Here is a 25,615-nt window from a genome sequence, read left to right on the forward strand (position 1 = left end):
TCTAGTCCTCCGTACAAAATTGAAATGTAAATATCCCTAATACAGCAAACTTCTTGTGTTTATTCGTCTATAACCTACCCTGTTCAAAAAGAACTATAGCAACATTTATTACCTTCTTCCCGTCTCCAGATTTGTTGCGAATTTTAGTATAATCATTAACTCTAAACAAAAACTGAACAAGAACGTAATAGACTGATACTCAGTTCGATTACAGTGAATTCGATACATTAAATTAATCGCATTATGTATAGTTCCTAGATAAAATTGGGGACTAGTTTTTAGAGTGGTGTTCTTACTGTTTTTTATATTAGACTAATACTTAACATATAGAGGATCTGATTGTTTGACAGGTATCATAGGTGTTTTTGTCTTAATAATAGGATTAATTATGGCAATTTGGCCTTACTTTGCTTGGTATATACGACTGGGATGGAAGTTTAAAGATGCGGAGCCAAGTGATTTAGCACTAAGTGCTGGACGGATCTCAGGCATGATTAATCCCACCATATTAAGCGAGGAAGAAAAAAATACGGTTATCCAAATGATACAAGATGCAGAACTTAGACCTTTTGATGCAGGTGATGTGTTTGGATCGAACAATGATGGAAAAATTACATTTACAGACGAAACGAGCCTAGACATCGTTATTTTCGGACCTTCTGGAGGAATCGAATTGCATCCGAAGGCTACTGAGAAGGAGTATGAGATAATGAGTGAAGAGTTAAAAAATTGGTTTCACACCAATTATAGTGATTAGTAGTGTCACTTTAATATTCAAGAACCTCGCCATGGTGAGGTTCTTTTTGTTTGTCATATACAGACGTGAATCGCAAATTGATTAATACTGGGACATATCAAGGCAGCAAAATAAATAGAAAATTTCCGTTAACGGCCGGTCAGTCTATCGTAGCTAGCAGAGTAATTTCATTTATAAATTATGCTTTTAAATCACAACAATCAAAATTTACATAATATTCCATGTTATGTTTAGACAATATTTTCTACACAAGATATTATACATCTATTAATAAATCACTAGTTTTGGAGGTATCTCAATGTTTAAGGAAATAAAGGTTACATTAGGTTTCATAGCGCTATTTATTTTAGTTTCGTCACTTTTCGTTTCAAGTGTATCGGCCGCAACAGTTGGTCAGCAATTATCGGTTGCTGAGTCGGGATGGCAAAGAATAGACGATGCTGACAAAAAAATTTCGTATAATGGCGGTCAGTGGAAGGAAGAAACCGGCCCTAATTTTTTTGGTAATACGTTGCATTTCATCCCAAATAACCCTACGGATTCTTCTCAATCTGTAACATTCACATTTTATGGTACTCAATTAAGAATTATTGGTACAATGTATCAGGATTACACAACGAAATTGATTGTTACAATTGATGGAGTCGATTATTCTCCAGCTAATTCTTCTGGAACAGCAACACCAGTTAATAAGGCTCTCGTGTTCGGTGTGGAAAATTTAAAATCTGGTAAACATACTGTTCAAATAAAATCCACTGATACAAAACGTTGGGTTTTAGATGCTATTGATATTGATCAAACCGGTTATTTGATTAATCAAGGTATCGCTTCTCCAACTCTGAGTGCACAAGCTCAGGTCGCTAAGGTTGATCTTAAGTGGACTTCAGTCAGTAATGCAGTTACATATAACGTCAAACGCTCACTCACTTCTGGTGGCCCATTTGAAACGATTGCAACTGTAACTTCAACTACGTACACAGATATTGATGTTATCAATGGAACTACATACTATTACGAGATTACAGCCGCTAATGAAGATGGGGATAGCGCACCTTCTAACCAAGTTTCTGCTACGCCACAAGCTCAAATAGCGATAGAAAGAGCAATCTTTAAAATCACCTTTAATACTGGCTTAGAAAAAGAGTACGATCTCTCTATGACGGATGTAAATGCCTTCATTAAGTGGTATGAAGAAAAAGCATCTGGTACCGGACCTATCATGTTTGCAATCAATAAACTTCAAAATAACATTGGACAATTCAATAGTAGGAAAGACTATATCATCTTCGATAAAATCATTACATTTGAAGTAAATGAATACACCCCAGTATCAAAATAAATACAAACTGAAAAGCAGGGAGACTAATTATAAGTCTCTCTGCCTTTTTATCTTACTCACCAATTCATGTTGGTTTAGATGATAGAAGTATGCATTCAAAAAAGATCGATCACCATCATATTTAGGAGAGTGGATTGACCTCTTATTCGTTTTTTTTGCAGAAGACGCTAAATCAGCGAATGCCATAAAACGTTGAGATGTTGTTCGTGCTGTTAATTATTGTATAGTACGTATCGATTCCTATTTACGCCGTCCTGGAGGACAATCATGCGCTCAACATAAACTGTTAGACTCCGATAATCTCTCTACACAATCCCCTTTACTACCACTTATCTCAAAGTCCAAGCGGTTGATCCGCCAAAATTAATTCATCTTAATTGAACTTTTCAGGGATAACTAATTCTTATTTCGTTTGTTAACTTCAATTGCAATGAACTCTGGCAAATAATTAGGAGTACAACCCTTTGATACCATTTCATCTTTATAAAGACCTGTATTCTCACCAAGTTTAATACAACGTGCACGATACTTTTGATCATAAATGCCTATCCAGCCTGCAATGAAATTCATAGCCCACTGAACTTCCGACTCTTCCTGCGTAATATTAGCTTCGATTGCAGATAGTAAGTCCTCGGTGTTATCAGGAGGCGTTTGTCCGGTCCATCTCAATCGCGCTTGATAATACCAAAAAGCTCGCCTTTGAAGAGCAGAAGGGCTTTTTTCCCATGACTCCATCAATACAATGGTCTTCTTGTCTTTGGTGAGCTGATTAGCCATTAACCAATCCATTAAGTTATTTCGCTCATCAAAAGTGTGAGTCTGCATATCATTATCAAACTTATTAAGCAATTCTTGTGAGAGAAGTTTTTTATCCATAATTAAAATAGCTAATAGTCTGGGCAAAAACGCTTCGGTCGACCAAAGTTCCATAGCTAGTTCGTGATCTTTTTTAATATCCTTTGCGATTTTTCGTAATTCGCCTAGCTTAGTTTTACTATTGATCTGCTGTAGAATGTCCCCTGCTTTTGAAGAGTATTTCATTTCTATACTTTTATCCTTATTCATTTGATACCACAGCTCCTTTATGGTGAAAATCTTTGAAGAGCGGAAGGACTATTTCCCATGACTCCATCAACCGCAGTAAGATAAGCTTATTTTCATATATTGACAAATAAATGTGTTAGACTACTAAAAGAAGAATTGCCGATCTATACTAAAGAATGCTACACAACTGGATACGGGTAGTTATTACGATAAACGTAGTTAGAAAGGAAACCCCATGAATAGTTCCTTGAAGCAACGAATGAAATCATTATTAGCACCAGTGTTTCCCGGTGGAATCATAACCATTCTGATATTTTCCCTTGATTACTTCCAATTCGAACTTGTTGATAAATTTCTACTTTTTGCGGCTTTTGTCATTGTACCTCTTGTGATTTTACTTTTAAACCATGACGAAAAGAATAAACATCAACGAATGATTTATGCCGCTATGAAATGGCTTCAATTTCCCGCTGCGCTTCTTACCCTGGCCTCGGTAATGAGTAGTAAGATGTGGGGGTTAGAAAGTACGGAAATCCCAGGGATTCTGTCTCTTGGATGGCTACTGTTCACACTGCTGCTTGGCATCTATGGCTTAACCACTATTGTAATCTCTAAAGGAAAAGCAGCTGAAATAGCGATTGGTGCGGGGCTCGTTTATTTTTTTATCGGGGGCATTTGGTTTACCTTATATCAATATCAATTAACCCTCTTTCAAGCTAATCCTTCAACGCACGCGTTAAGCTCGCTCCACTTCCATTTCTCATCTGCGATCGTTCCGATTTTTATTGGTGCACTGGGACGCATCATGACGAAGAAAAGCTGGTATCCTTGGATCGTTGCCATCGATATCATCGGACCAATCTTGATTGCTATTGGTATGATTTTCTCCAAGCCAATTGAATACGTCGGTGTCACTTTGTTCGCCTGTAATATTGTGGTTTACACCGCTTATCTCCTTTCTTACTTGAGGAAGAACTCTTTGGATAATAAGGCAACCATCTTTTTAGGCCTATCTTGTCTAGCCTTTTACGCGGTTGTTGTCCTTTCTATTTTCTATCCGTTACTGAAAAATATGTACTCCTTAACCATACTCGATTTTATTCCCATTTATGGATCTCTACATGCGTTTGGTTTTGTCTTATGTGGACTAATTGGTTGGGTGTATATGGTGGACTTCATTAAGGAAAAGGCTAACCAATCGGCTTCATAGGAGTAGTTTAGTCAGGTTCGTGCTATAATAGTGATCACATAAATAACATTCATCATTCTGCCGAGATGGCGATGATTAAGGAGATTGAATTTTGACGAACAACCATGATATTGGAGCAGTTAACGAACTACCGGAGAACTTTGAAGAGCTCAAACGAGCGGCTAACCGGACGTCGAGCTGGAGAGAAAGACTGAATGCGGTGAACGAATTGGGGAACTGGAATACAGCCCCTACCATTAAGTTGCTTCAGCATGTTTTGAAAAATGATCAAGTGTTTCAAGTGCGCGAAGCCGCATATCAAAAGCTCAAGCAGTTGGATGAAGATGTACAAATGCCTGCCAAAAACAAAGGTGAGCTGTTTAAAGGTACTAACAAAATTTTGCTGCGGATTAAAAAAAGCCTTCCTGAAGGTCACACATTCGAGCAATTCAAGGAAAAACTGCAAAAGACACGTCTGGATATTTATGATACTTACGAGGGCGACAAAGATGCTGAGTTCGACGCCTGGCTCCATGGAATTTGGGAGACACTAGGTAGAAGATAGCCGCCGTTCACCGTAAAATAGCTGAATATAAAGCCACTCCATCAATGGAGTGGCTTCTTTATTTCTTCAGCGTCACCTCCATCAGATGTGGGGTTATTTTTTCTCTAAAAAAGCCACCACTGTCAAACTGATCTGACAAAAAAACGCCCTGTCTACTGATTCTTAAAGATCAGTAAACAAAGCGCAAAGTTAGAGCCTTTTTGTACAACCTCTATAAGATTTATTCGGGTATATAAGGAAGATCCAGTGTCTTTGGAACGTTGATGACATGCTTTTCTGTATACGTGCGGATACCTTCCACGCCGTATTCACGGCCAATACCGGATTGCTTAACCCCACCGAAAGGGAACCGAACGTCGAGCCCCTGCACAGCAGCTGTGTTGATCATAGTCGTTCCAGCTTCGAGTTGACGTGCAACGGAGATGGCATCCTCTTCTTTCCCCCACACAGAACTCGTCAATCCATATATACTTTCATTGTGTAGATGAATAACCTGCTCTTCATCGTCAAATGGAAGAATCGGAACCGTAGGACCAAACTGTTCCTCCACTACAATCGGATCATGAACATCGCAACCTAAGACAAGCGTAGGTTGTAGGTAGTAACCTTGTTCAAACAGCTTCTGATCCAGAATTTGACCGAGAGGGATGACCTTAGCTCCGCGCTTTTGCGCATCTTTAACCAAACCAAGCACGACATTTTTCTGCTTCAGGTTATTAACCGGACCTACTGTCGTATTCGAATCAAATGGATCACCAATTCGAATCCAGCGATTAGCCGCCTCTATATATTTTTCCACAAACTCATCATAAATAGAACGGTGTACATACACACGTTTGGCGATCATACAGATCTGTCCTGCTGTCAAGAAATTAGAAATGACAATCCGGCGCATTGCTCGCTCATCATGAACATCAAAGCTTTCCAAGAAGATAGCCGCATCATTACCACCAAGCTCAAGCGTCATATCCTTAATCGTTTCCGAAGCCGCTTTAATAATATGCTTAGCTGTTGCGGTTCCACCTGTAAAGGCGATTTTAGTAACAAGAGGATTACTAGTAAGTTCAACGCCTACATCCGCATCACCATGAACGACATTGATTACCCCAGCCGGGAACTCACTCGCAATAATCTCTGCCACCTTCGCTGCCGCCAGTGGCGCAAATGGGCTTGGTTTAAGCACAATGGTGTTGCCCGCAAGTAAGGCAGGAGCGATCTTAATCGTAGATAAAGCAATGGGATAGTTCCATGGACTAATCGCTGCCACCACACCAATTGGATCATAGGAAAGAATCGTTTTACCATTCTCATGCTCTTTGATCTCTTCCTGTAGAGCCGACTTGGCTTCATTACAAGCAAACTCCATCCACATTAACGAAACATAAATTTCACCATGTGCATCATACAGGGGCTTTCCGTGCTCTCTAGACAGCAAATGCACAATTTCATTCTCAGCTGCTCTAATCTTCTCGATCGCCTTGCGCATCATAATAATGCGTTCATCAATGGTGGTCTGCTTCCATGTTTTAAAAGCCCCTGCCGCCACTTCAATCGCTTCAACCGCTTGTTCTTTCGTAGTGACAGGGAAATAGCCTACGATCTCAGTTGGGTTTGTCGGATTCTCTTTTGCTAACTGCGAAAGGGATTTTACATTTTGACCATTAATGAATGCTTCAACTATAATTGTCTCTTGGTCTGCTTGTATTGTCATTTTACATCCCCTCCGTTATTTAAATAGATTAATTCCAAACTTCTTCTGCAATTTCCTTCACATAACGAAGTTTACGCCATTGTTGTTCTTCCGTTAAAATATTGCCTTCTTCTGTAGACGAAAAGCCACATTGTGGGCTCAAACAAAGTTGCTCAAGTGGTACATAGGTTGCCGCCTCTGCAATCCGAGCTTTAATTTGTTCTTTATCCTCTAACTCGCCTGTTTTTGATGTGAGTAAACCAAGCACGATTTTCAAATCTTTTCGATTCACATATTTTAATGGCTCGAAACCACCTGAACGCTCATCATCAAATTCTAAAAATAATCCATCTACGTTTAAGCCTCCAAAGATAACTTCAGAAGCGTAATCATAACCACCCGTTGAGAAATAGTTCGATTTATAGTTACCACGACATATATGCATCGTCACAACTAAATCTGCTGGTTTATGAGACAAGGATTCATTAATCATGCGCTGCATCGTTTTCAACTCTTCCGCCGGTTCCAGACCTTTAGCACGTAGCTTATCGTGACCAGCGTCTGAGAATAGGTCTGCCCAAGCTGTATCATCTAATTGCAGATATCGACATCCCGCATCATAGAAGGCTTGAATTGCTTTTTGATACGCCGCAATCGTATCCTGAAGGAATTGCTCTCGGTCCGTATAGATATTAGCGTCATTTTCCAATCGATATAGAAGCATGTTAGGACTTGGAATGGTCTGTTTCGCGACAGCGTCACCTGCATGCTTTTTCAAAAACTCAAAATCCTGAACAAAGGGATGACTCGAGAAATCAACTTTACCAACAACACGAATCCCACCCTTGCGAGTTTGCATGTTATGGAATTTCGGTCCGTCTATTTGCTCATACAACTCTACGCCATCCAAGCCGCCCAGAAAATCAAAATGCCACCAGCTTCTACGGAATTCACCATCCGTAACTGCCAATACGCCATTTTCCTTTTGCTTTTCAATAATTCGAATAATCTCTTTATCTTCCACAGCTCTTAATTCCTCATATGTGATGTTGCTTGATTTATATTGTTCACGTGCCTGACTTAAATCTGCAGGACGTAGAAAGCTACCTACATGATCATTACGAAATGGTATCATAACTATTTCTCCTTCTAACTTTTTAGTCTAATGAGTATAGCATGATGGAAAGGAATGCTTGTTATATGAAAAAAGCATGGCTAGTCATAGCTTTTAACAATAGCTACAAGACTTTAATACGCAAAAATCCACAACCTCATAGGGTAGTGGATGTGGTTTACATTATATCAGTATCAATTTAACCTAACAACTGCCTTCCTATCTCTGCCATTATAATTATTTTCTAGTATAATAACGGGATACAACAAACATTTTAAAATAGAAGGAGAGTTGTTATGGAATATCATGTATCCATACATGGGAATGATCAAGGAAAAGGAACAGCGGATCAACCTCTTCGTACCATATCACGCGCTGCGGCTCATGCCATGGCTGGTGATACAGTTATTGTTCATGCGGGAGTATACAGAGAGTGGGTTAACCCGGCTAATGGGGGAACAGCGGAGCATAGAATCGTATATCGATCCGCAGGAGACGGAGAAGTAGTGATTACAGGAGCTGAGCGGATTACCAACTGGAAGTCTGAAGGAAACCATGTCTGGAGCACAGAAGTGCCCAATTCCCTCTTTTCCGTTCGCAATCCCTATGAGGTAGAGCTCAGTGGAGACTGGTTGTTTGACGGGCCCTTCCCAATTCATCTCGGCGATGTCTATTTGGATGGCAAATCATTGTATGAATGCGATAGTATTGAAAGCGTTCACAATCCTGAAATTTGGCCCGAAGCCAAGTATCCCAAGGATTCATTGTTAAAATGGTATGCCGAGGCTGGTTCTACAACAACAAAAATCTGGGCCAACTTTGGTGGAAAAGATCCTCGTACGGAAAATGTAGAAATTAATGTACGTCCTTATTGCTTCTGGCCTGTGAATCCGGGAATTAACTACATCACTGTAAGCGGCTTCACTCTGCGTCAAGCCTCCCCCCAATGGGCACCGCCTACAGACTACCAGGAAGGTTTGATTGGACCTCACTGGAGCAAGGGCTGGATTATTGAAAACAATATAATCAGTGAATCCAAATGCGTTGGTATTAGCCTGGGTACCGAAATCGGTACAGGGCACACCAAGTCTTTGGAGAAGCATAGTAAAGGTGGTACTCAACGCGAGCAGGAGGTTATTTTACAAGCATTACGCTCCGGCTGGCATAAAGATAACATCGGCAGTCACACAGTTCGAGGTAATGTGATTCATGATTGTGAACAGGCAGGTATTGTGGGTCATATGGGAGCAGCCTTCAGCCACATTTATCAGAACCGTATTTATAATATTCACCACAAACGACTCAGACATGGTGCCGAAGTAGCGGGAATTAAACTGCATGCTTCCCTGGATACTCAAATTAGCGAAAATATAATGTATAGCTGTTACCGTGCGCTTTGGTTGGACTGGCAGGCACAGGGCACTCGCATCAGCCGTAATGTATTTTTTGACAATCTTTCGGAGGACCTCTTCGTTGAGGTTTGCCATGGTCCATATATGGTCGATCATAACCTATTTCTCTCTCCGATGAATTTCAGGAATATGGCCCAGGGCGGGGCATTTGCTCATAATTTGTTTGCAGGCCGATTTGTAGTTCGTTCCGAAATTACTCGTATTACGCCATATCATTTCCCTCACGAGACGGCCATGGCGGGATACTCCAATATCACTGGGGGCGATGACAGGTACTACAACAATATCTTTATAGGTGACAATGATCCTAATAAGGAGCCTGTGCCCATCACCTTCTTTGAGCATATTCCCCTTAAACCAAGGGATGAAGTTGGAGAGGACGGGAAGACGGTCATGGATGGTATCCCGGACAACTCCAGATGTTATCTGCATGCTGTGGGACTTGGCGGCTACGATCAACATCCGGATGTGAAAGATAAGAAATGGTGGGAATACACCAAAGAGGAGCTTATGGAGCTTGGCGATGCCGCAAAGGATTTCTTTATAGGCAATGCCGTACTTCCGGTAGCTATGGGTGGCAATGTATTTCTTAACGATGCGGTTTCAAGCCGTCACGAATCCCAAGCGAAGATATATACACAAAAGGGTATGAACGTTGAGATTGATCCTGCGCTAGGTAAGGTGCACATTCAGATCAATGAGCCCGAACTTCTTCGGGGAACCTCTGCAATGTTAGTTACCACGGATCTGCTTGGAAAGACTTATCACGCCAACATGAAGTATGAGGAGCCGGACAGTAGTCCATATCATTTTGACTCCGATTTCTTCGGAACAAAGAGACCCGATGCAGATGTAACACCTGGTCCGTTTGAATTAACCGAAACGGGTACTCTTGATTTTGAAATTTAAGTTTATGATTGAGGGTCCAGTCATTTCAGGTGATTGGATCTTTATCATGTGTAAAGCCTCTATTCCGCTAATCGGGATAAAGCCATATTTTCATCAAAAGCCTTTCGCCCTAATTGTGGCAGGGTTCACCTGTTAACTCAAAAAGTCCATATCAATATAAGGTGTGTTATTTAATAAATTTTCATAGTAAAAGCGTCGGGCTTGCTCATACCATTCAGTCCAATCAGGAGCGTTAAAGTCTCTGCTTCTATAGAGCGCAGCTAAAACTCTAGCTTGCCTTAAATTTATAAATAGTGGAACTTTGTTTAACTGGCTTTGGCTTACAGTGTATTCCTTGCAATAGCCATTTAAGAAGTTGCAATAGTAGTGTTTTGCAATCTCCTTCCTCACATCTCCAGACACAACCCAAGGAATTGGGATTTCATAAAATAATGGTGTAGCAATATCAGAAACAAACCAGCTATATTCCACCTCATCATAGTCAATAATAAAGGCTTTATCCCCATCATTAAGATAATTGCCAGGGCTGATATCCCCATGAATAAGACCATATGTATTTTTTTCCTTGGGCAGGGCACTAATTTCATTAATTAAACGATCATAGTTACTGTGTAATTCTAACGGACAATACTTCTTAAAAGATTCTAATAGAGTATTACCACTCCATTCATGGCGTGGGTTTTGGGTCGAGTAATTAAGCGATAACTTATGTATTTTCCCGACCATTTGTCCAATATTTTCATAAAACGTATTGCTCTCCTCAGCGATTACTGCATTTCTGCCTGGTGCTTTCTCAAAAGCTGTCACAATAAAGGACCCGTCAATGATATGAATAAGATCCCCTGATGAAGATTGAATAGGCCTTGCTACTTTCATTCCGCGATCAGCCAGAAACATGATGAAATCTAGTTCCGCTCTTGTTAATAATTCATTTCGATGGGTGACATGCGTAATTCTTAAAATGACTTCTCTATTTTCAACGACGCCGGAATAAACGAAATTTTGAAACCCATTTAATTCGATAATGGAGTTCTCACGTATTCCAAAACATTGTGCGGACTCTTTCAATATATCTTTTGTGAATAGTAGTTTAATCTTTTTATCCATATAATTTCTCCCCTTTACTTCTATGGTAACAAGAGGTACCAAATGAGATATATGCAGAATTTGATTAGAATCAACTTTTACACAAAAAGTCACATCGGAAAACTCGATGTGACTTACAAATGAAGATATGTTTCTTGAGTGTATGATTCTTCAATACTTTCGTAGGAAAGACCTTCGCCCTAATTGTTTGAGAAATACAGTAGCTCCTCTCTCCTAAAGATCTGGGAAACAATAGACCCAGATGTATGTAGTACCAAAAATCCCTTTTAACGATTCTTTCGTTATTTATATTTCCTTATTCTGTAATATTTTTTGCAATGTTGAAATTTTAACCCTTCTTCAGATGAAGCGATCAACATTCCAAGCCTTCTTAATCGTGTTTCTTCTTTCTTGGCGCTCATTACCCACCAGATAGAATCTCTTTTATAGGATGGTGATAAATTAGTGAAGAATAACCAGGCTGTTTGATTTGCCTTGATTTGTTCTTCATATTCTTTGGCAAGTTCCACGTTTCTTTGTTCAGAGGAATAGCCTTGTGCATCGGTTCTGTTGTTAAAGACGTGCATTCCTTCTGGTCTCATCTTTCCAAGCTGTATTAGTGCTTTTACCTTCTTTACGTTCACAGCACTCCATACACTATTTACTTTGCGCGGAGTAAAGCGAATCTTATAGCTTTGTTTATCAATGGTTTTTCGTATACCGTCAATCCACCCAAAACAAAGAGCGGCATCTACTGATGCAGACCAAGTAAGGCTTGCACGCCCTGTACTTATCCCAAAATAGCCCACCCAAATTTCAATAGCTTCAGCATGATGTTCTTCTAACCAATCTTTAAACTCTTCTTGGTTTTTGAAAAAAACTACATCTCCCATTATTCCAGCCATTTTAATATCGCTTGGTTTGTTTCTTCCGGCTTTTCTTCCTGGATCCAATGACCGCAATCCAGATTAACCACTTCCACATTGGGCACGAACTTTGTCAGGTTTTCAGACTTCGCAACCACATCCCGGTCGCCGTAGATCATGAGGGTCGGCTGCTGGATGATTGGGTTCACTTTCGCCAATAAGCGCCAGTTGCGGTCAAGGTTCCTGTACCAATTTATGCTGCCCGTGAACCCTGATGTTTCAAAAGCGGAGACGTAAACGGCCAGCTCGCTTTCGCTCAATACGGGCTCACCGAGCGGTGTTTCTGCTCTGGCGAGATTGATCAACGCCATACCTGGCTCAGGTGCTCTGAGAGGCTCGTTCTTCCGGTACAGGTTGCGAAGGAACCTGTATGTATTGTCTTCGAATACGGCGTCCGCGACGCCTGGCTGTCGATTGAAGTGGACGAAATAGAAATCGCCGCCAAGTATTTCTTCCATGAACTCGATCCAGGGTTTTTCTCCGCGCTCTTGATAAGGCAAGCTCAGATTTATCACTTTATTGACGCGGTTTGGATGCAACAAGGTCAGTCCCCAAACGACGAATGCACCCCAGTCATGACCGACAAAGGTAGCATCCTCGTATCCATAGTGATCGAGAAGCGCGATGAGATCACCCGACAAGTGTTCAATGTCATAGTCTGTTACTTCGGTTGGACGGGATGAGTTGCCGTAACCCCTCTGGTTGGGGACGATGATATGGTAGCCTGCTGCGGCAAGTGCGTCCATCTGATGGCGCCAAGAATAGGCATGCTCTGGCCAGCCGTGGCAGAGTACAATAGGTTTTCCAGCGTTTTCTCGGCCTGCTTCAAACACTTCGAGTTCCACACTGTTGACTGAAATAAGGGTGGGCTTGGGAAAATCGGTTGGATTAAACATTGAATTAAAACCTCCTTCTTTTGATACATATAGTATAATGGATAAAAGGTGACACCTTAGTGTCACCTTTATAAAATCATGTAAAAAAAGAGGGCAATTATGGACAAAGTGGAGAGACTCATTTCGATTATCATGATATTGCTGAGGAAAGAGATTGTTTCTACAACGGAATTCTCACAACTATTCAATGTCTCCAAAAGAACGATCCTTCGCGATATGGAAACATTGAGCTTATCGAACATCCCAATCTACTCTGTCAATGGCGTCAAAGGCGGCTACGGCATAATGGACGAATACAAGGTCGATAAACGCCTTCTAAGCAGCTCCGATTTACAGAATATATTGGCTGCGCTCGGCGGATTGGAACAACTCCTCCTTACTGAAGAAGTGGAAAGAACGATAAAAAAAATAGAGGCAATGGTTAGTCCATTGTCTCTGAATCGTTCCATTCAACTGTCGTTTTATGTTTGGGAAGGTCGGTCCGAGATTCTTGAAACCTTAAAGATATGTCAAGAATCCATTTCTAAAAAAAGGCTGGTTTCGTTTGATTATACAGATAAAGACGGGGCTGTAACGAATAGAATGGTCGAGCCCTATGAGCTGCATTTCAACGAATCGAGTTGGTACTTGAAAGGATTCTGTTTACATCGACAGGGATATCGAACATTCAAGTTATCGCGGATCGATCATATTACGATGGATGAACGTAGGTTTCATCCTAGAGACGATTGGTCAGAGCAAGGTCGCGTTGCAAGTTATCTACCGCAATTCGTCACGATTAAGGCATGGATATCGCCTAGCATAAAAGATCAAATCATCGAAAGGTATGGTCGAAGAAGTATTGAAGACCATAATGGTGGATCTTTATTAGCAACTATTTATGTCCCACAAAATCATATGGGATTTCAATTGTTAGCAAGCTTCGGCACTCATCTAAAAGTTGTAGAGCCCAAGTCCTATGTTGAAGACTTTCGAAATTATTTATATCAAATGATGGAGAATTATTCCTGATATATTTAGCATTAAAGCTTCAACCTTCAACTCAACTTTTCGCCCTATTTATGGTACGGTTCCCCCCGATTGATTTTCACAGCGCGATAAATCTGCTCCACCAATACCAGCCGCATAAGCTGATGCGGCAGGGTCATGCGCCCGAAGCTCAAGCGCTGCTTTGCGCGGCGCAACACCTCATCGGAGAGCCCGTGGCTTCCTCCGATGACAAACACGACATGGCTCGTCCCATACGTGCCGAGCTTGTCGATCTCCAATGCCAGCTCCTCGGAACTCCAGAGCTGGCCATCCAAAGCGAGCGCGACAACGTGCGCCTCGCTCCTCACATGCGCGAGGATGCGTTCGCCCTCGCGCTCTTTTACCGCCCGAACCTCAGCTTCGCTCAGGGTATCGGGCGCCTTTTCGTCTGCGACCTCGATCATCTGAAACTTGATGTACGGGGCGAGCCGCTTGGCATATTCCTGTATGCCCAGCGTGAGATATTTTTCCTTCAATTTGCCTACGCCAATAATCTGAATAAACATGAAATTCATTCCTCCTAAATTGTCTTGCGAGATATTCTATAGGTAAGATGCTTCATCGCATCGTTCGTTCCAACTGTATTATACCTATACTACACATTTCTCCAAATTCTAACGAACTCCACACACCTTAATCAGCCCCATTTCGGCTCTTTTAAAATCTAACGAATCTGAAACACACTATTTCGCATCAAACGAGCACTCCCCACCACTTTCGAGGCCATTTCAGCAATATAACGTGTCTACGATTCGTTAGATTTCAACCAGGCGGTGTTTGCCTCATATAAGGCGTCTCGAGTTCGTTAGAGCTACTCGGCCAGTCTACACCCACGTCACTACCCACATCGCTGTTACCCAACGGCACTTTCCCCCATGCCTCAGCGGCTTCCATTTCTATTACCTACAACTTGCACCTTTACTACAACCTAGCCCACTCCCAACTCGGAACCTACCTACCTTAATCTTCTCTTACTCTCGGCCTACTCCCACGTTAACCCCTACGTCCCCACCCAGCTCCACGCTGCCTAACAACCACCACCAATTCCCCACACAAAGACAAAAAGAGCGCTCATCACGCTCTCCTTGGCTTCTTGCTGTGATGTTCATACCGGATGGAAAGTCAGACCGAAGCGCCACCTTAAGTCACGCCTCCGGCCATCTAAGTCCTACAGTACGCTAAACGACGAGGAATTCCGCGTGCTGCTCGCACTCAGCGCATTTCGCAGGCGGGTCCCAGTCGGCAAATTCCGTCTCCTTCAGATCAACGATATCTGGAGCGTCCTCATACTCATCGACAAACATGTCGATGGCAATGTCCACGTGTTCTTTGCATACAACGTACATCCGTTAAGCATCCTTTCTGTAACCAGCTATGTTCCCGATTCACAACCGCGTATCCCATTACAGGATAGCCACTTCTCAGTTCTATCACACCTGCCGCCGAAAAGAAACCCCTACACGCCTAATGACAGCAAAAACATCCCTCCCAGTTAACAGGATAAGGATGTTTGCCTTTTACTTATACCGTTTCTAGAATTCCATCGTTATACTTAAGGCCAAGAAATTTCGCCTTTAATTACCTGAGCGCTCGTCTCCAGATCGCCTGTATTCGTAAAGTCCGGATATGCTTTTTCCATGGCTGCAATCATTTCTTTAGAATCTTTGGCTGTCTCTGCCTCTGCTTCAAATTTAGCAATATAATCACGAGTGAATGTAACACTCGATATATCCCCGGCACTGGTACCCAGGTAATGACCTGGAATCACTCGCTCTGGATTCAATGCAATAATTTGGTCTAGCAGTTGGCGCCAGTAATCACGGCTCTCTGGCGTTTGGTTATCTGCAATCCAGACATGCGAATTTTCGTAGACAGGAACGCCACCCAGAACAGTTTTAATGGAAGGAATCCACAGGAACGTATGGGACGGATCGGAACCATCTAGACCGATAATCTCTACGGTTTCTCCATCTACGGTCAATTGAGCACCCTCAAGGACGTTCGGAACAATCTGTGCAGTTGGTGCATTTTCTTTCAAAATCGGATTCCAATATTCATTCTTCACTTGAATTGTTTCCTTGATTCCTTCCACCGTTGCTGGAGTCGCAACAATTTTTGCATCAGGGAATTCCTCACGGATTACCGATAGACCGAAGTAATAGTCCGGGTCCTTGTGGCTGATATATACGGTGGTCAGTTTTTTACCCGAATCTTTAATCATTTTGACCAATTGCTCGGCATCATTCTTTTGGAACTGCGCATCAACGAGCACGACTTCAGTTGGACCTTCAATCAGATTTGATGAAACGCCAAAAATGCTGTTTTCCCCAGGATTATAGGTAGTCACTTTCAGCTCCACCGCTGGTGTGTTTGTTTCCTCGCTCTTTGTATTTCCAGCACTAGTAGCATTGGATGAAGAGTCTTCCGCATTTTCGGTTTTACTTGCTGTACCCGCACAAGCACTCAGAATTAACATGAAACATAGAACGAGCATAACGCCCATTGATGATTTTTTAATAAACATTTAATTGATCTCCCTCTCTTTATGTCGCTGCCATTCATCCATATCAATGCATCTAGCAGCCAATTTCGTTGATTTTTTAAACCATCCTATAGTCTGGTTCTACAATTGCTTCGACTAAATCCCCCTTCAAATCATTATATGTAACTACTATAGTTACAACTTATATAATGTAATGATTATAGTTACAACTAACTGCGAATGTCAAGTTATTTATTCAAAAAATCTACTTCTAATAACTTTTCCGCTACTCACAAACTTTATAAAAACAACAAAAAACCAACCAGAATTTTCTGATTGGTCCCCCATTTAACTTCCCCTAACCCTGTAATACGCTTTATTCCAAAGATTCAGACTCTTCATGTCCAATACTATTTACTTCAATCCCGACTGCGCCTTCGTCAACAGCTTCCCGCCTTGGAAAGCAATAACCGCATTGGCACCATTGCCGGCTGTGCCTTTATAGTTGTAAACCACCATATTCTCCGCTTCACTCAGCGCTTCACCTTCACCGCCAAGGATCTCGATGACATCTTCCACCGACATGCCAACCTCAAGCTTCTCATACTGGGCAAACGTAATCAGGACCCCATCGCCTTTCCCGGCCGATCCGTTATTTCCCGATGTTACAGGCGTTTGACCACCAGCCTCACCTACCGCAATCACACTTGTACTCAACTCATTCAACTTGGTCTCAAGTGCTGCGATCTTTTGCTCCTGCTCAACGCTCTTGGCTCCCTGCTCCACCAGTTTCTTCTCAAGCCCTGCAATCTTCTCTTGCAGAGCACTTGTATCTACAGATGCTCCTGTCGTAGCAACCTCAGACCCACAGGCCGACAGCACAAACAGTGACAGCGCCAAACTCGTTCCCCCAAGCATCTTTTTCTTCAAATGTTTCATCAAAAATACCCCTTCCATTCTGAAATAAAAATATGATCGACAAACAGATGTTATTGCATCAGCGACCGTCTCCAACATATTGACAACAGTTTACCACAGCCCTAGTCTTATGTATCTGCTCCTTTGGCTCCGGGTCTAACTGATCATGAGAATATAAAAATGGTTAATCTACTCATTTACTGTCGAACGAGCACATCCACCCATAATAACTAAAAAAGAGTGGTCAGTTGATCTGATCACTCTTCTAGCATTCCCTATTTCAATCCACGCAACAGTGTGGGCTCGCTCGTTGATCTTCCCTTACTCCGGTTTATCCGTCAGCTTCACCGATACTTTCTCCACTTTGCCATCCCGGTAGAAGGTCACTTCAATCGTGTCCCCAATCTTCTTCGAATCGTACAGATATTTCCGCAGATCCAGCGTGGAGGTAATTTTTTGCCCGTCAAATTCAGTAATGACATCATTCAGCTTCATACCTGCTTCAGATGCCGGACCGGATGCTTCCAGCACAACCACACCGCTGTCCACATGAGATGGCAGCTTCAGATCCTTACGCTGCTCGTCATCCAGTGGTGCATAAGGGTTGCTCAGATCGACCGTGTACACGCCCAGGTATGGACGAGATACTTTGCCGTTCAGTAGCAGGGAATCTACCGTTTTCATCACTTCGTTCATCGGAATAGCAAAACCGAGACCTTCAACGCCCGTATCCGAGATTTTCATCGTGTTGATGCCGACCACTTTGCCGTTCAAATCGACCAATGCACCGCCGCTATTACCTTCATTAATCGCCGCATCCGTCTGGATCACGTTTTGCTCCCAGTCGTACACCCCGTCCTGATTAATCGATACCGGTAGAATGCGATCCGTGTAACTGACAATACCGGATGTCAGCGTACCGCCCAGACCGAGCGGATTCCCGATCGCCAGCACCGTTTGACCGCGCTGAAGTTTGCTGGAATCGCCAATTTCCGCGACTGCACCCAGCCCTTTATCTTCTGCAGATAATACAGCAATGTCACTTACACGGTCTTTACCGACCAGCTTCGCTTTGTGTGTCTCCCCATCTACGGTCACAATCTCCAGATCACTCGCACCCTCCACGACGTGGTGGTTGGTCATGATGTAGGCCTTGCCATCTTCCTTCTTGAAAATGACCCCTGAGCCCAGTGCCGAATCTTCCATCGATAGACTGCTACCCGTTTTATGGTTCACAATGCTTACCACGGAAGGACGAACATGGGCTGCTGCTTGGATAATCCGGTCGTATGGATCAGCTGCCTGCGCTGTCTGTGCACCGCCTCCACCACCGTTACCTGTAGCATTAGCCAGCGGTAACGAAGCGGGCTGTGTGATGAAGCTAAACAGCATGACGGTCACGATGGAGCTGATCACTGAGCTAATCACAGCTACCTTCACTGTGGAACTGATTCCCGTACGCGATCTGCGCGGATTGCTCCAGCGGTCACGTCCACGTGCTCTGCCTCCAGGGCGGATGATCTGAAGTTTGCCTTTCTGTTCAGGTTCGGCGCGTCTTGATACTTTGGTTGAATAAAAATCGTCTCCAAACAATCCCATCGTGATCCTCTCCCCTTCGTTGTCACGCATCAAGACCCTGACTGCCGCCTAAGTTGTCGCATGGTTCAACGATGGTGTTCTTACGTTACCCCACTCCAGCCACAGCCGAGCTTCCGATCGCTGTTACTCACAAATTTTTTTATTTCTTTTTCCTAGGTAAAATTTGTTCATAAAGGCGAACGCTACGCTTCTTCAGCCTCGTTCTGTGTCTTTCGTTACGTGCGTACCGTAAATAACCTCTCGTTTTCCCATGCTTTTTTGCAATTTTAAAAAATGGTCTTGCATATCGCCGCATCCCGGCATCAAATCAAGATACAGCGTCTATGTACAACAGAACGGACACGCCATTCTGTCAGTGACTCTATCAATCATGCTCTCGCATTCTATGACATGCCATTTCACACGCAAAACAGCCAAAATCACAATGCTCCTCATATACTAAACACGTCAAATCACAAAAAGTTGCATATTTACGAAAATTAAAGCAAATTTCCGCTATAACGCGCTTAACAATAAAGGTCCATAGTATCTATCACCACAAAATCCGGTCCGCTAAGCGCCATTTTGGCAAATTTGAAGAACTTTTTCACCCCTGCATAGTCACAGGTTCAGCATACACGTCTCATCACACAAATGTTAGCGGCAAAAAGAGGAATGTTTTCCATCAAGCCTGACTACAATAATAGTAAAAGACAATTCGAAGCTTCATAGAGGAGGATATATATGGATCGCACGCGTACACTTACAGCCATGGATGAAGTTCATATGGCGGCCAAGCTGGCCGATCTCAAGGAAGAACACTATCGCAATACCCTTGCACTCAGCACCATCATTGAACTGCTTATCGATAAAGGCATCCTAACCCGCGAGGAAGTCGAGCGCAAAGCCGCCGAACTGGACAGCTTTATGGCTCACCCACCCTATCCCATGGCGTAGGACGGTCGTAATACGTATCACAGAGTTTGAACTCATGGTCCCGATAAAAGCATCCACGGCTCTCCATCGCGTCGCGCACCGACATTTTTGCCAAGTCCATCATATTATGATCTCGGCTAAGATGTGCCAAATACGTGCGCTTGATGCGTCCGTTCATCAGTTCACTAAGCGCTGCCCCTGCCGCTTCGTTCGACAAATGCCCAATGTCGCTCAAAATCCGGCGCTTGGTGTTCCATGGATAACGCCCCATACGCAGCAATTCGACATCATGATTCGCCTCCAGCACCAGCACGTCAGAATCAGAGATCGCATCGCGAACCTTGTCGCTCATGTACCCAAGATCGGTTGCAACAGACAGCTTCTCCGTACCATCATCGAATGTGTACCCTACCGGCTCAGCCGCATCATGCGAGATCCCGAAGGATTCCACGCGCAGTGACCCAAAATCATGCTTTTCACCCGTCTCAAATACCCTCCGGTTTTCCTCTGGAATCGCCCCAACCGACTTCTCCAGTGCCGCCCACGTATTCAGATTCGCGTAGATTGGTAAATTATATTTCCGAGACATCGCGCCTAGTCCTTTAATGTGATCGGAATGTTCATGTGTAACCAGAATCCCGTCCAATTCTGCCCCAGAAATCTCCCTTTCCTGAAACAGTGCATCCAATCGCTTCGCACTAAGACCCGCGTCAATCATGAGAGAGGTACCCCCATGTTGTATGACTGTGGCATTACCTGTCGAACCGCTGGATAACACGGTAAAATATATCCCCATAACGCATTACTCCCCTGGTTTGTCTGTCTTGGGACTGAATACATCCCCACTGATGCCCTGCACGTACAACACTTCGCCACTTTCCAGCACGAACCGCCATGCCGGCATCGCTACCTGTATATCTGAATTGAACAACTGGCCGTAATAGCCCAGCTGAATATCTTTGACAATTGCATCATTTGGCAAAAAGTTCTCGATCAGCGTTCCCAGCGCCTTCGACGCCGGAAGCACCTGCTGATCGCTCTCCTCTGCGGTTGTAATCCGCACTGGAGTCTGACGGTAACCCGTTATTTTCTGGTCGCTGTAGAATAGCTCCAGACTCACATTGAAGAGCGGCCATTTGCCATCGACCAGTGGGTGAAGCACAAAAGCCCCATCCTCGGCCATCAACTGATCCAGCCGGTATGTCCCGATCTGTGGAATCTCACGCTCTAATGCATCTTCCAGCTCACTTTGAGAGAAGATTAACTTGCTATCTACAGGCTGTTCCAGTTCCATATCCACGCCAGCCTTGTCCTCTTCAATGAACTCATAGGACAACTTCGGCAGCTTTGGCGTTTCATTTGGAATCGGAGCCAGCACCTGAATGCCCTTCTCTTCCATCGCCTGCTGTGTATTATCTGCCAGTGAGGTGAAGTCCAGATTGGCTCCGGCCGTCTCTCGTGCATCCATCCAGATCTGGTATCCCAGCACCAGATTGAGCAACAGAAAGGCATAGATCAACACATTTTTTGCCCGTCCCCAATCCAAAACATCCCCCCCTAACTTAGCTGCTTGCAATACTTTCTCAAGTTGCCTACACCTTCCACCGGAACTGGCCGTTTATAGCCTTTGAACTTAAAGCTATACGATAACGGAGAGGGCAGAAATAACCTGAAGAAGCGGAGCGTTCGCCTAAAAGCTTTCTGAAAGAAAGCTACTTCGAAAGCATACGCTACCACCAGATTTCTCCCGTGTTAAAAGGGAATTCAAGAAATCTGGGGGTAACAGCGATCGGAAGGTTATTCTGCACGCGTAGTGATAAAGTACAGCTACTCTTTGGTTCAAAGACTATAACCTATCAAGATACGGTAGTTTCCTCACCATTTCCAAAGCGGATCACCCATACCGGAATCAGCTTAAGTCCGTCCTCAATCGAAGAAGGACGATACGCCGGGTACACGTCCACGACCTGGCGATTCTCACCTGCTACCTTTTTAATAAGAGCCTTCAGCTTGTCTCCGCCAGGCAACTTTACCGATTTCTTCGTCTCTGCACCTTCGTTCAGGTATTCCAGTGATCGTTCATAGCTGGATACCGTCTCCTGCTGCATCTCCATGCTGATCGTGCCAAAGCGGAACTGCATGGAATCCATAATCGGATAGCTGCCATAATACTGCTGGAATTCAAGCTGCGTCTTGCTGTCAGCTGTCTCCAGCATCATGCGCGAACGGCCTTTCCAGCCACCATGCTGATTCACAAAATCAACTGCAGACAACGCATCCTTCGCAGGATCAATCTGTCCCGCAGGCGGTGCCGCCGGATCGGTGTAGCTGATCCAGCGTTGCTCCTGTTTTACCTGCAAACTACGTTTACTGTCCGTGTATATCTCAGATCCGTCTTTTTCCCGAATATTCCGGGTCATGCTTGGATCGAAAAACAGACTACGCTGCATCTGCTCAACCGTGAACTGCCCTGTCGGCACATCTGCCTCAATCGTCTCCAGAGCTTCGGCCGGGATATAATACCCGCCATCCATCAGCGTATATGGCGTCCAGTTCGTACCGAAGTCAACATGCTGCTGCACGTCTTGTACTGTCAGGTCCGCCTGCGTTGCTTCGTATACCACGTCTCCCTTGGCGCTGAAGAACAGCGCATGGGCCTTCGTTTCATTTTTGGACGTATAGATCGAGATTCGGTTAATGGTCTCCCCTTGGAACAAGGAATCCGTCCCAAGCCTCATCACCCGCTGTAACAATGCTACGGGAATACCTTCTTTGAACGATAGCTCAAACCCAGGGTTCTCCTTGCGAATCTGATCCCAGTTCACCGATTGCACACTGCGGCGCTGAAAATCATCGAACGCCCGCCCCTGTAACCGCGAATAGATTAACTGATAGAACGTATTGCCAGGGTAAAACACCGTATGTTTATCCTCACCGAGATGAATAATCATCTGATCGGGGAAGATCAATTCTTCAATATTGCGTTCCTGACCCATATTTTCCGTCTTCACATAGTTCGTTTCTGACGTCACAATGGAATCCCCGCCTCCGGGCAAACGGTAGATCAGAAAATAACTCTGAACCAAACTGGCTACAACAAGGGCAGCAAGCACCAAGGATTTAATCCGTTCCTTCACGGTGCTCACCCCCTTTCTCACGCATCGGCAGTGTGAACGTTACTGTCGTTCCCACATCTACTTCAGACTCCAGAGAGATGCTTCCATCATGTGCCTTCACAATTTCCCGGGCAATGGACAGTCCTAACCCTGTGCCTCCCATACTGCGGGAACGAGCCTTGTCCACCCGATAAAATCGCTCAAAAATGCGATCCAGATCGCGCTGTGGGATACCCATTCCGGTATCCGATACCGAGATGGCAAGTGCATGTTCATCACTTCGTCTAGCCGCAATCGTAATGGTGCCGCCTTCCAATGTATATTTCAGCGCATTGGACACGACATTATCCAGCACCTGATCAATCTGATCACGATCCAGCGGAACAGCCGGAATATCATTCTCCACAGATAACACAGGCTGAATATCCTTCTGATGCATCTGAAACGAGAATCGATCCGTCACTTCCTCCAACATTTCCAGGATATCGGTTGGCTGTTTACGTAGCAAAGCCTCTTTGGAATCCAGCCGAGATAGATGCAGCAGATCCGTAACCAGTCGTATCATTCGCTCCGTCTCGTTCTGAATAACACCAACGAAACGACCGGCAAGCTGCGGATCTTCCAGTGCACCGTCATCCAGTGCTTCCGCGTAACTCTTGATCGTGGTCAGTGGTGTACGCAGTTCATGGGATACATTGGCTACGAATTCACGCCGGGATGCCTCAAGCTCTTCCTGCTCCGTAACATCCTGAAGTACGGCAATCGTTCCCGTGATCCCCCGTTCACGTCGATGAACTGGTGTAAACGTCATCCGAATGACCACAGGTTCTTCTTGTCCTGCCGGTGCAATCTGCAGCAACGTTGAACCTGTGAAACCACTTGCGAGAGCTTCCGCATCCTCCGGATCAATGCCGAGTAATATAGCGAAGTGCCTTCCTTCAATATCAGCAGGATGCATCCCCAGAATGCTGCTGGCACGACGGTTTACGAGAATAACTTTACCGTACTCATCCGTAGCAACCACACCATCACTCATATTCGTCAGAATCGAGGTCAACTTCTCCTTCTCCTCTTCATTCAGTGAAAGTGCATCCCGAAGCCGGCTGGTCATATAGTTAAAAGCCCGACTGAGCTGACCAATCTCATCCGTGCCAAATACAGGTGTCTGCTGATCAAAGTTACCTTCTGCGACCGCTGTCGCTCTCCGAGTCACTTCCTTAATCGGCTGCGTAATCGTATGGGACAAGATCACGCCAAGCACCGCCGTTAACACCAAGGCAATCAAAATGCCGGAGATAAAGATTTTGTTGATTCCCTCCATCGTGGAATACAGCTCGTTCATGGATGCCGCGATGTAGACCGCACCAATGATCTTGCCGCCGGACAGCACCGGCTTGGCGACGACCTTTTTGCGAACATTATCCTCGTCCACGATATATTCCTCATTGTCCCGAATGCCTTGCAGCGCACGGCTGACGACGGTCTGGGTGTTTTTGCGACCCACATAGTCCGAATGTGAACTTAGCGAGGTCGTGAGTACCTTGCCGCTGGCATCCAGCACCTGAATCTCGGCACCGTTAATGTTGAACAGGTTGTTCACCAGCACACGCAGATTTTCCGTTTTGTCCTCGCCAGCCTCTGCTTCTCCACCAGCCATCGTCTCCCCCACGAGAACCGACAGCATCTCCGCACGCGCCTGCAAGTCTTCCGTAAAGTTGCTCGTTAGTGAGTTCTTCATCGCGCTCACAAAATAAACCCCGATCAATTGCATCGCAATCAGAATCAGCAGTACATAGATAATGATCAATTTCGCCTGAATCGTTCGAAAGAACGAAAATCGCGCGAATCGGCCCATTATATCCCCACGCTTTTGGCACTGCGCACGAGATAACCGAGCCCGCGGCGAGTCAGAATCGTTTCCGGTTTGCTCGGATTCTCCTCAATCTTCTCACGCAAACGACGGATCGTGACATCCACGGTACGTACATCACCGAAATATTCATATCCCCACACCGCTTGCAGCAGATGTTCCCGTGTCATAACCTTGCCGGAATGCTTCGCCATATAATAGAGAAGTTCGTATTCACGGTGGGTCAGATCAAGCGGTTCTCCGCCTTTATAAGCCGTATACATGTCCATATCAAACGCCAGATCAAATAGCCGCATGACCTGCTTCTCTTCGTCTTCGTGCGCTTCTGCCGTAATCGCAAGCTTTTGCCGTCTGCGCATCTGTGCCTTCACCCGTGCAAGCAACTCACGCGTACTGAATGGCTTCGTCACGTAATCATCCGCACCCAATTCCAGCCCAAGCACCTTGTCAATCTCGCCATCCTTGGCCGTAAGCATAATGATCGGCATCTCCAGATGAGCACGCACCTCACGACAGACGTCCATACCGTCCTTACCCGGGAGCATCAGATCCAGCAGCATCAGATCCGGTTTCTCGGATAACGCCAATTCAACCGCACGAATGCCATCAAATGCACAGATGACCTCGTACCCCTCTTTTTCCAAATTAAACTTCAGAATGTCCGCGATGGGCTGTTCATCGTCCACTACCAAAATCTTCCCCTGCATCGGCTAAGTTCACCCCTATATCCTGCTTAATCCGCATTAGCGTTTATATCTC

General features: G+C 44.4%; 24 protein-coding genes. 7 read left to right on the top strand and 17 right to left on the bottom strand.

Going from position 1 to position 25,615, the window contains the following annotated elements:
- Positions 1–343 precede the first annotated feature (343 nt).
- Positions 344–757: a DUF6199 family natural product biosynthesis protein gene (locus tag MHI48_RS30285; RefSeq protein ID WP_036671845.1), complete on the top strand. Its 414-nt coding sequence runs from the start codon at positions 344–346 to the stop codon at positions 755–757.
- A gap of 298 nt (positions 758–1,055) precedes the next feature.
- Positions 1,056–2,096 (top strand): hypothetical protein, encoded by a 1,041-nt coding sequence (locus MHI48_RS30290; protein WP_051449798.1) that lies wholly within the window; start codon positions 1,056–1,058, stop codon positions 2,094–2,096.
- Positions 2,097–2,492: 396 nt separating this feature from the next.
- Here MHI48_RS30290 and MHI48_RS30295 read toward each other — a convergent pair whose 3' ends face one another.
- A complete protein-coding gene (locus tag MHI48_RS30295) occupies positions 2,493–3,161 on the bottom strand; it encodes a DNA alkylation repair protein (RefSeq protein ID WP_405142648.1) in 669 nt (222 codons plus the stop codon).
- A 214-nt stretch (positions 3,162–3,375) separates the two neighbouring features.
- Here MHI48_RS30295 and MHI48_RS30300 point away from each other — a divergent pair, with 214 nt between their 5' ends.
- Both MHI48_RS30300 and MHI48_RS30305 read left to right on the top strand, forming a co-directional pair.
- Complete coding sequence (locus MHI48_RS30300; RefSeq protein ID WP_405142650.1) at positions 3,376–4,350, top strand: YndJ family transporter; 975 nt, start codon at positions 3,376–3,378, stop codon at positions 4,348–4,350.
- 91 nt (positions 4,351–4,441) lie between these two features.
- Positions 4,442–4,894: a HEAT repeat domain-containing protein gene (locus MHI48_RS30305; protein ID WP_405142652.1), complete on the top strand. Its 453-nt coding sequence runs from the start codon at positions 4,442–4,444 to the stop codon at positions 4,892–4,894.
- A gap of 220 nt (positions 4,895–5,114) precedes the next feature.
- Here MHI48_RS30305 and MHI48_RS30310 read toward each other — a convergent pair whose 3' ends face one another.
- Entirely contained in the window at positions 5,115–6,605 is a 1,491-nt protein-coding gene (locus MHI48_RS30310) for an aldehyde dehydrogenase family protein (protein WP_405142654.1), read from the bottom strand.
- A 28-nt stretch (positions 6,606–6,633) separates the two neighbouring features.
- Positions 6,634–7,719 carry a 5-methyltetrahydropteroyltriglutamate--homocysteine S-methyltransferase gene (locus MHI48_RS30315; protein ID WP_405142656.1) on the bottom strand — a complete coding sequence of 362 codons (1,086 nt, stop codon included), beginning with the start codon at positions 7,717–7,719 and terminating at the stop codon, positions 6,634–6,636.
- Positions 7,720–7,994: 275 nt separating this feature from the next.
- Between MHI48_RS30315 and MHI48_RS30320 the strand changes: the two genes are divergently transcribed.
- A complete protein-coding gene (locus tag MHI48_RS30320) occupies positions 7,995–10,019 on the top strand; it encodes a right-handed parallel beta-helix repeat-containing protein (RefSeq protein WP_405142658.1) in 2,025 nt (674 codons plus the stop codon).
- Between the two features lie 132 nt (positions 10,020–10,151).
- Here the strand turns inward: MHI48_RS30320 and MHI48_RS30325 are convergent, their stop codons facing one another.
- From MHI48_RS30325 to MHI48_RS30335, 3 genes are all read right to left on the bottom strand, one after another.
- Entirely contained in the window at positions 10,152–11,126 is a 975-nt protein-coding gene (locus MHI48_RS30325; protein ID WP_405142660.1) for a phosphotransferase enzyme family protein, read from the bottom strand.
- Positions 11,127–11,407: 281 nt separating this feature from the next.
- On the bottom strand, positions 11,408–12,010 hold the full coding sequence (locus tag MHI48_RS30330) for a YdeI family protein (protein WP_405142662.1): 603 nt from the start codon (positions 12,008–12,010) through the stop codon (positions 11,408–11,410).
- Positions 11,998–12,927 carry an alpha/beta fold hydrolase gene (locus MHI48_RS30335; protein WP_405142664.1) on the bottom strand — a complete coding sequence of 310 codons (930 nt, stop codon included), beginning with the start codon at positions 12,925–12,927 and terminating at the stop codon, positions 11,998–12,000. Before MHI48_RS30335 ends, MHI48_RS30330 begins: the two co-directional genes overlap by 13 nt.
- 99 nt (positions 12,928–13,026) lie before the next feature.
- Between MHI48_RS30335 and MHI48_RS30340 the strand changes: the two genes are divergently transcribed.
- Positions 13,027–13,938 (top strand): YafY family protein, encoded by a 912-nt coding sequence (locus MHI48_RS30340; protein WP_127547508.1) that lies wholly within the window; start codon positions 13,027–13,029, stop codon positions 13,936–13,938.
- Between the two features lie 44 nt (positions 13,939–13,982).
- Here the strand turns inward: MHI48_RS30340 and rlmH are convergent, their stop codons facing one another.
- The 6 genes from rlmH to MHI48_RS30370 form a co-directional block, all read right to left on the bottom strand.
- A complete protein-coding gene (rlmH, locus tag MHI48_RS30345; protein ID WP_127547510.1) occupies positions 13,983–14,462 on the bottom strand; it encodes a 23S rRNA (pseudouridine(1915)-N(3))-methyltransferase RlmH in 480 nt (159 codons plus the stop codon).
- Positions 14,463–14,927: 465 nt separating this feature from the next.
- Entirely contained in the window at positions 14,928–15,095 is a 168-nt protein-coding gene (locus MHI48_RS30350) for a hypothetical protein (RefSeq protein ID WP_405142667.1), read from the bottom strand.
- Positions 15,096–15,134: 39 nt separating this feature from the next.
- Positions 15,135–15,302, bottom strand: a complete 168-nt coding sequence (locus MHI48_RS30355) for a CxxH/CxxC protein (protein WP_017691462.1) — start codon at positions 15,300–15,302, stop codon at positions 15,135–15,137.
- Positions 15,303–15,508: 206 nt separating this feature from the next.
- On the bottom strand, positions 15,509–16,480 hold the full coding sequence (locus MHI48_RS30360) for an MBL fold metallo-hydrolase (protein ID WP_076329302.1): 972 nt from the start codon (positions 16,478–16,480) through the stop codon (positions 15,509–15,511).
- Between the two features lie 372 nt (positions 16,481–16,852).
- Positions 16,853–17,377, bottom strand: coding sequence for a hypothetical protein (locus MHI48_RS30365; RefSeq protein ID WP_245838444.1), 525 nt, complete (start codon positions 17,375–17,377; stop codon positions 16,853–16,855).
- Between the two features lie 300 nt (positions 17,378–17,677).
- A complete protein-coding gene (locus tag MHI48_RS30370; protein WP_076329301.1) occupies positions 17,678–18,955 on the bottom strand; it encodes a S1C family serine protease in 1,278 nt (425 codons plus the stop codon).
- A 723-nt stretch (positions 18,956–19,678) separates the two neighbouring features.
- On the opposite strand from MHI48_RS30370, the gene MHI48_RS30375 reads away from it, so the two are divergent.
- Positions 19,679–19,891 (top strand): hypothetical protein, encoded by a 213-nt coding sequence (locus tag MHI48_RS30375; RefSeq protein ID WP_036611899.1) that lies wholly within the window; start codon positions 19,679–19,681, stop codon positions 19,889–19,891.
- Here MHI48_RS30375 and MHI48_RS30380 read toward each other — a convergent pair.
- From MHI48_RS30380 to yycF, 5 genes are all read right to left on the bottom strand, one after another.
- The gene (locus MHI48_RS30380; protein WP_036671861.1) at positions 19,860–20,666 is read right to left on the bottom strand and encodes an MBL fold metallo-hydrolase; all 807 of its coding nucleotides are present in this window, start codon (positions 20,664–20,666) and stop codon (positions 19,860–19,862) included. The two genes, MHI48_RS30375 and MHI48_RS30380, sit on opposite strands and share 32 nt — an antisense overlap.
- A gap of 6 nt (positions 20,667–20,672) precedes the next feature.
- On the bottom strand, positions 20,673–21,416 hold the full coding sequence (yycI, locus tag MHI48_RS30385; RefSeq protein ID WP_036612041.1) for a two-component system regulatory protein YycI: 744 nt from the start codon (positions 21,414–21,416) through the stop codon (positions 20,673–20,675).
- 310 nt (positions 21,417–21,726) lie between these two features.
- Positions 21,727–23,007, bottom strand: a complete 1,281-nt coding sequence (locus tag MHI48_RS30390; protein ID WP_047841017.1) for a YycH family regulatory protein — start codon at positions 23,005–23,007, stop codon at positions 21,727–21,729.
- Positions 22,991–24,841 carry a cell wall metabolism sensor histidine kinase WalK gene (gene walK, locus MHI48_RS30395; RefSeq protein WP_036671863.1) on the bottom strand — a complete coding sequence of 617 codons (1,851 nt, stop codon included), beginning with the start codon at positions 24,839–24,841 and terminating at the stop codon, positions 22,991–22,993. Before walK ends, MHI48_RS30390 begins: the two co-directional genes overlap by 17 nt.
- On the bottom strand, positions 24,841–25,563 hold the full coding sequence (yycF, locus tag MHI48_RS30400; protein WP_017691453.1) for a response regulator YycF: 723 nt from the start codon (positions 25,561–25,563) through the stop codon (positions 24,841–24,843). The genes walK and yycF overlap by 1 nt, the downstream gene beginning before the upstream one ends.
- Positions 25,564–25,615: the final 52 nt, after the last annotated feature.

The organism is Paenibacillus sp. FSL H7-0942, assembly GCF_045040715.1.
Taxonomy (GTDB): Bacteria; Bacillota; Bacilli; order Paenibacillales; family Paenibacillaceae; genus Paenibacillus; species Paenibacillus amylolyticus.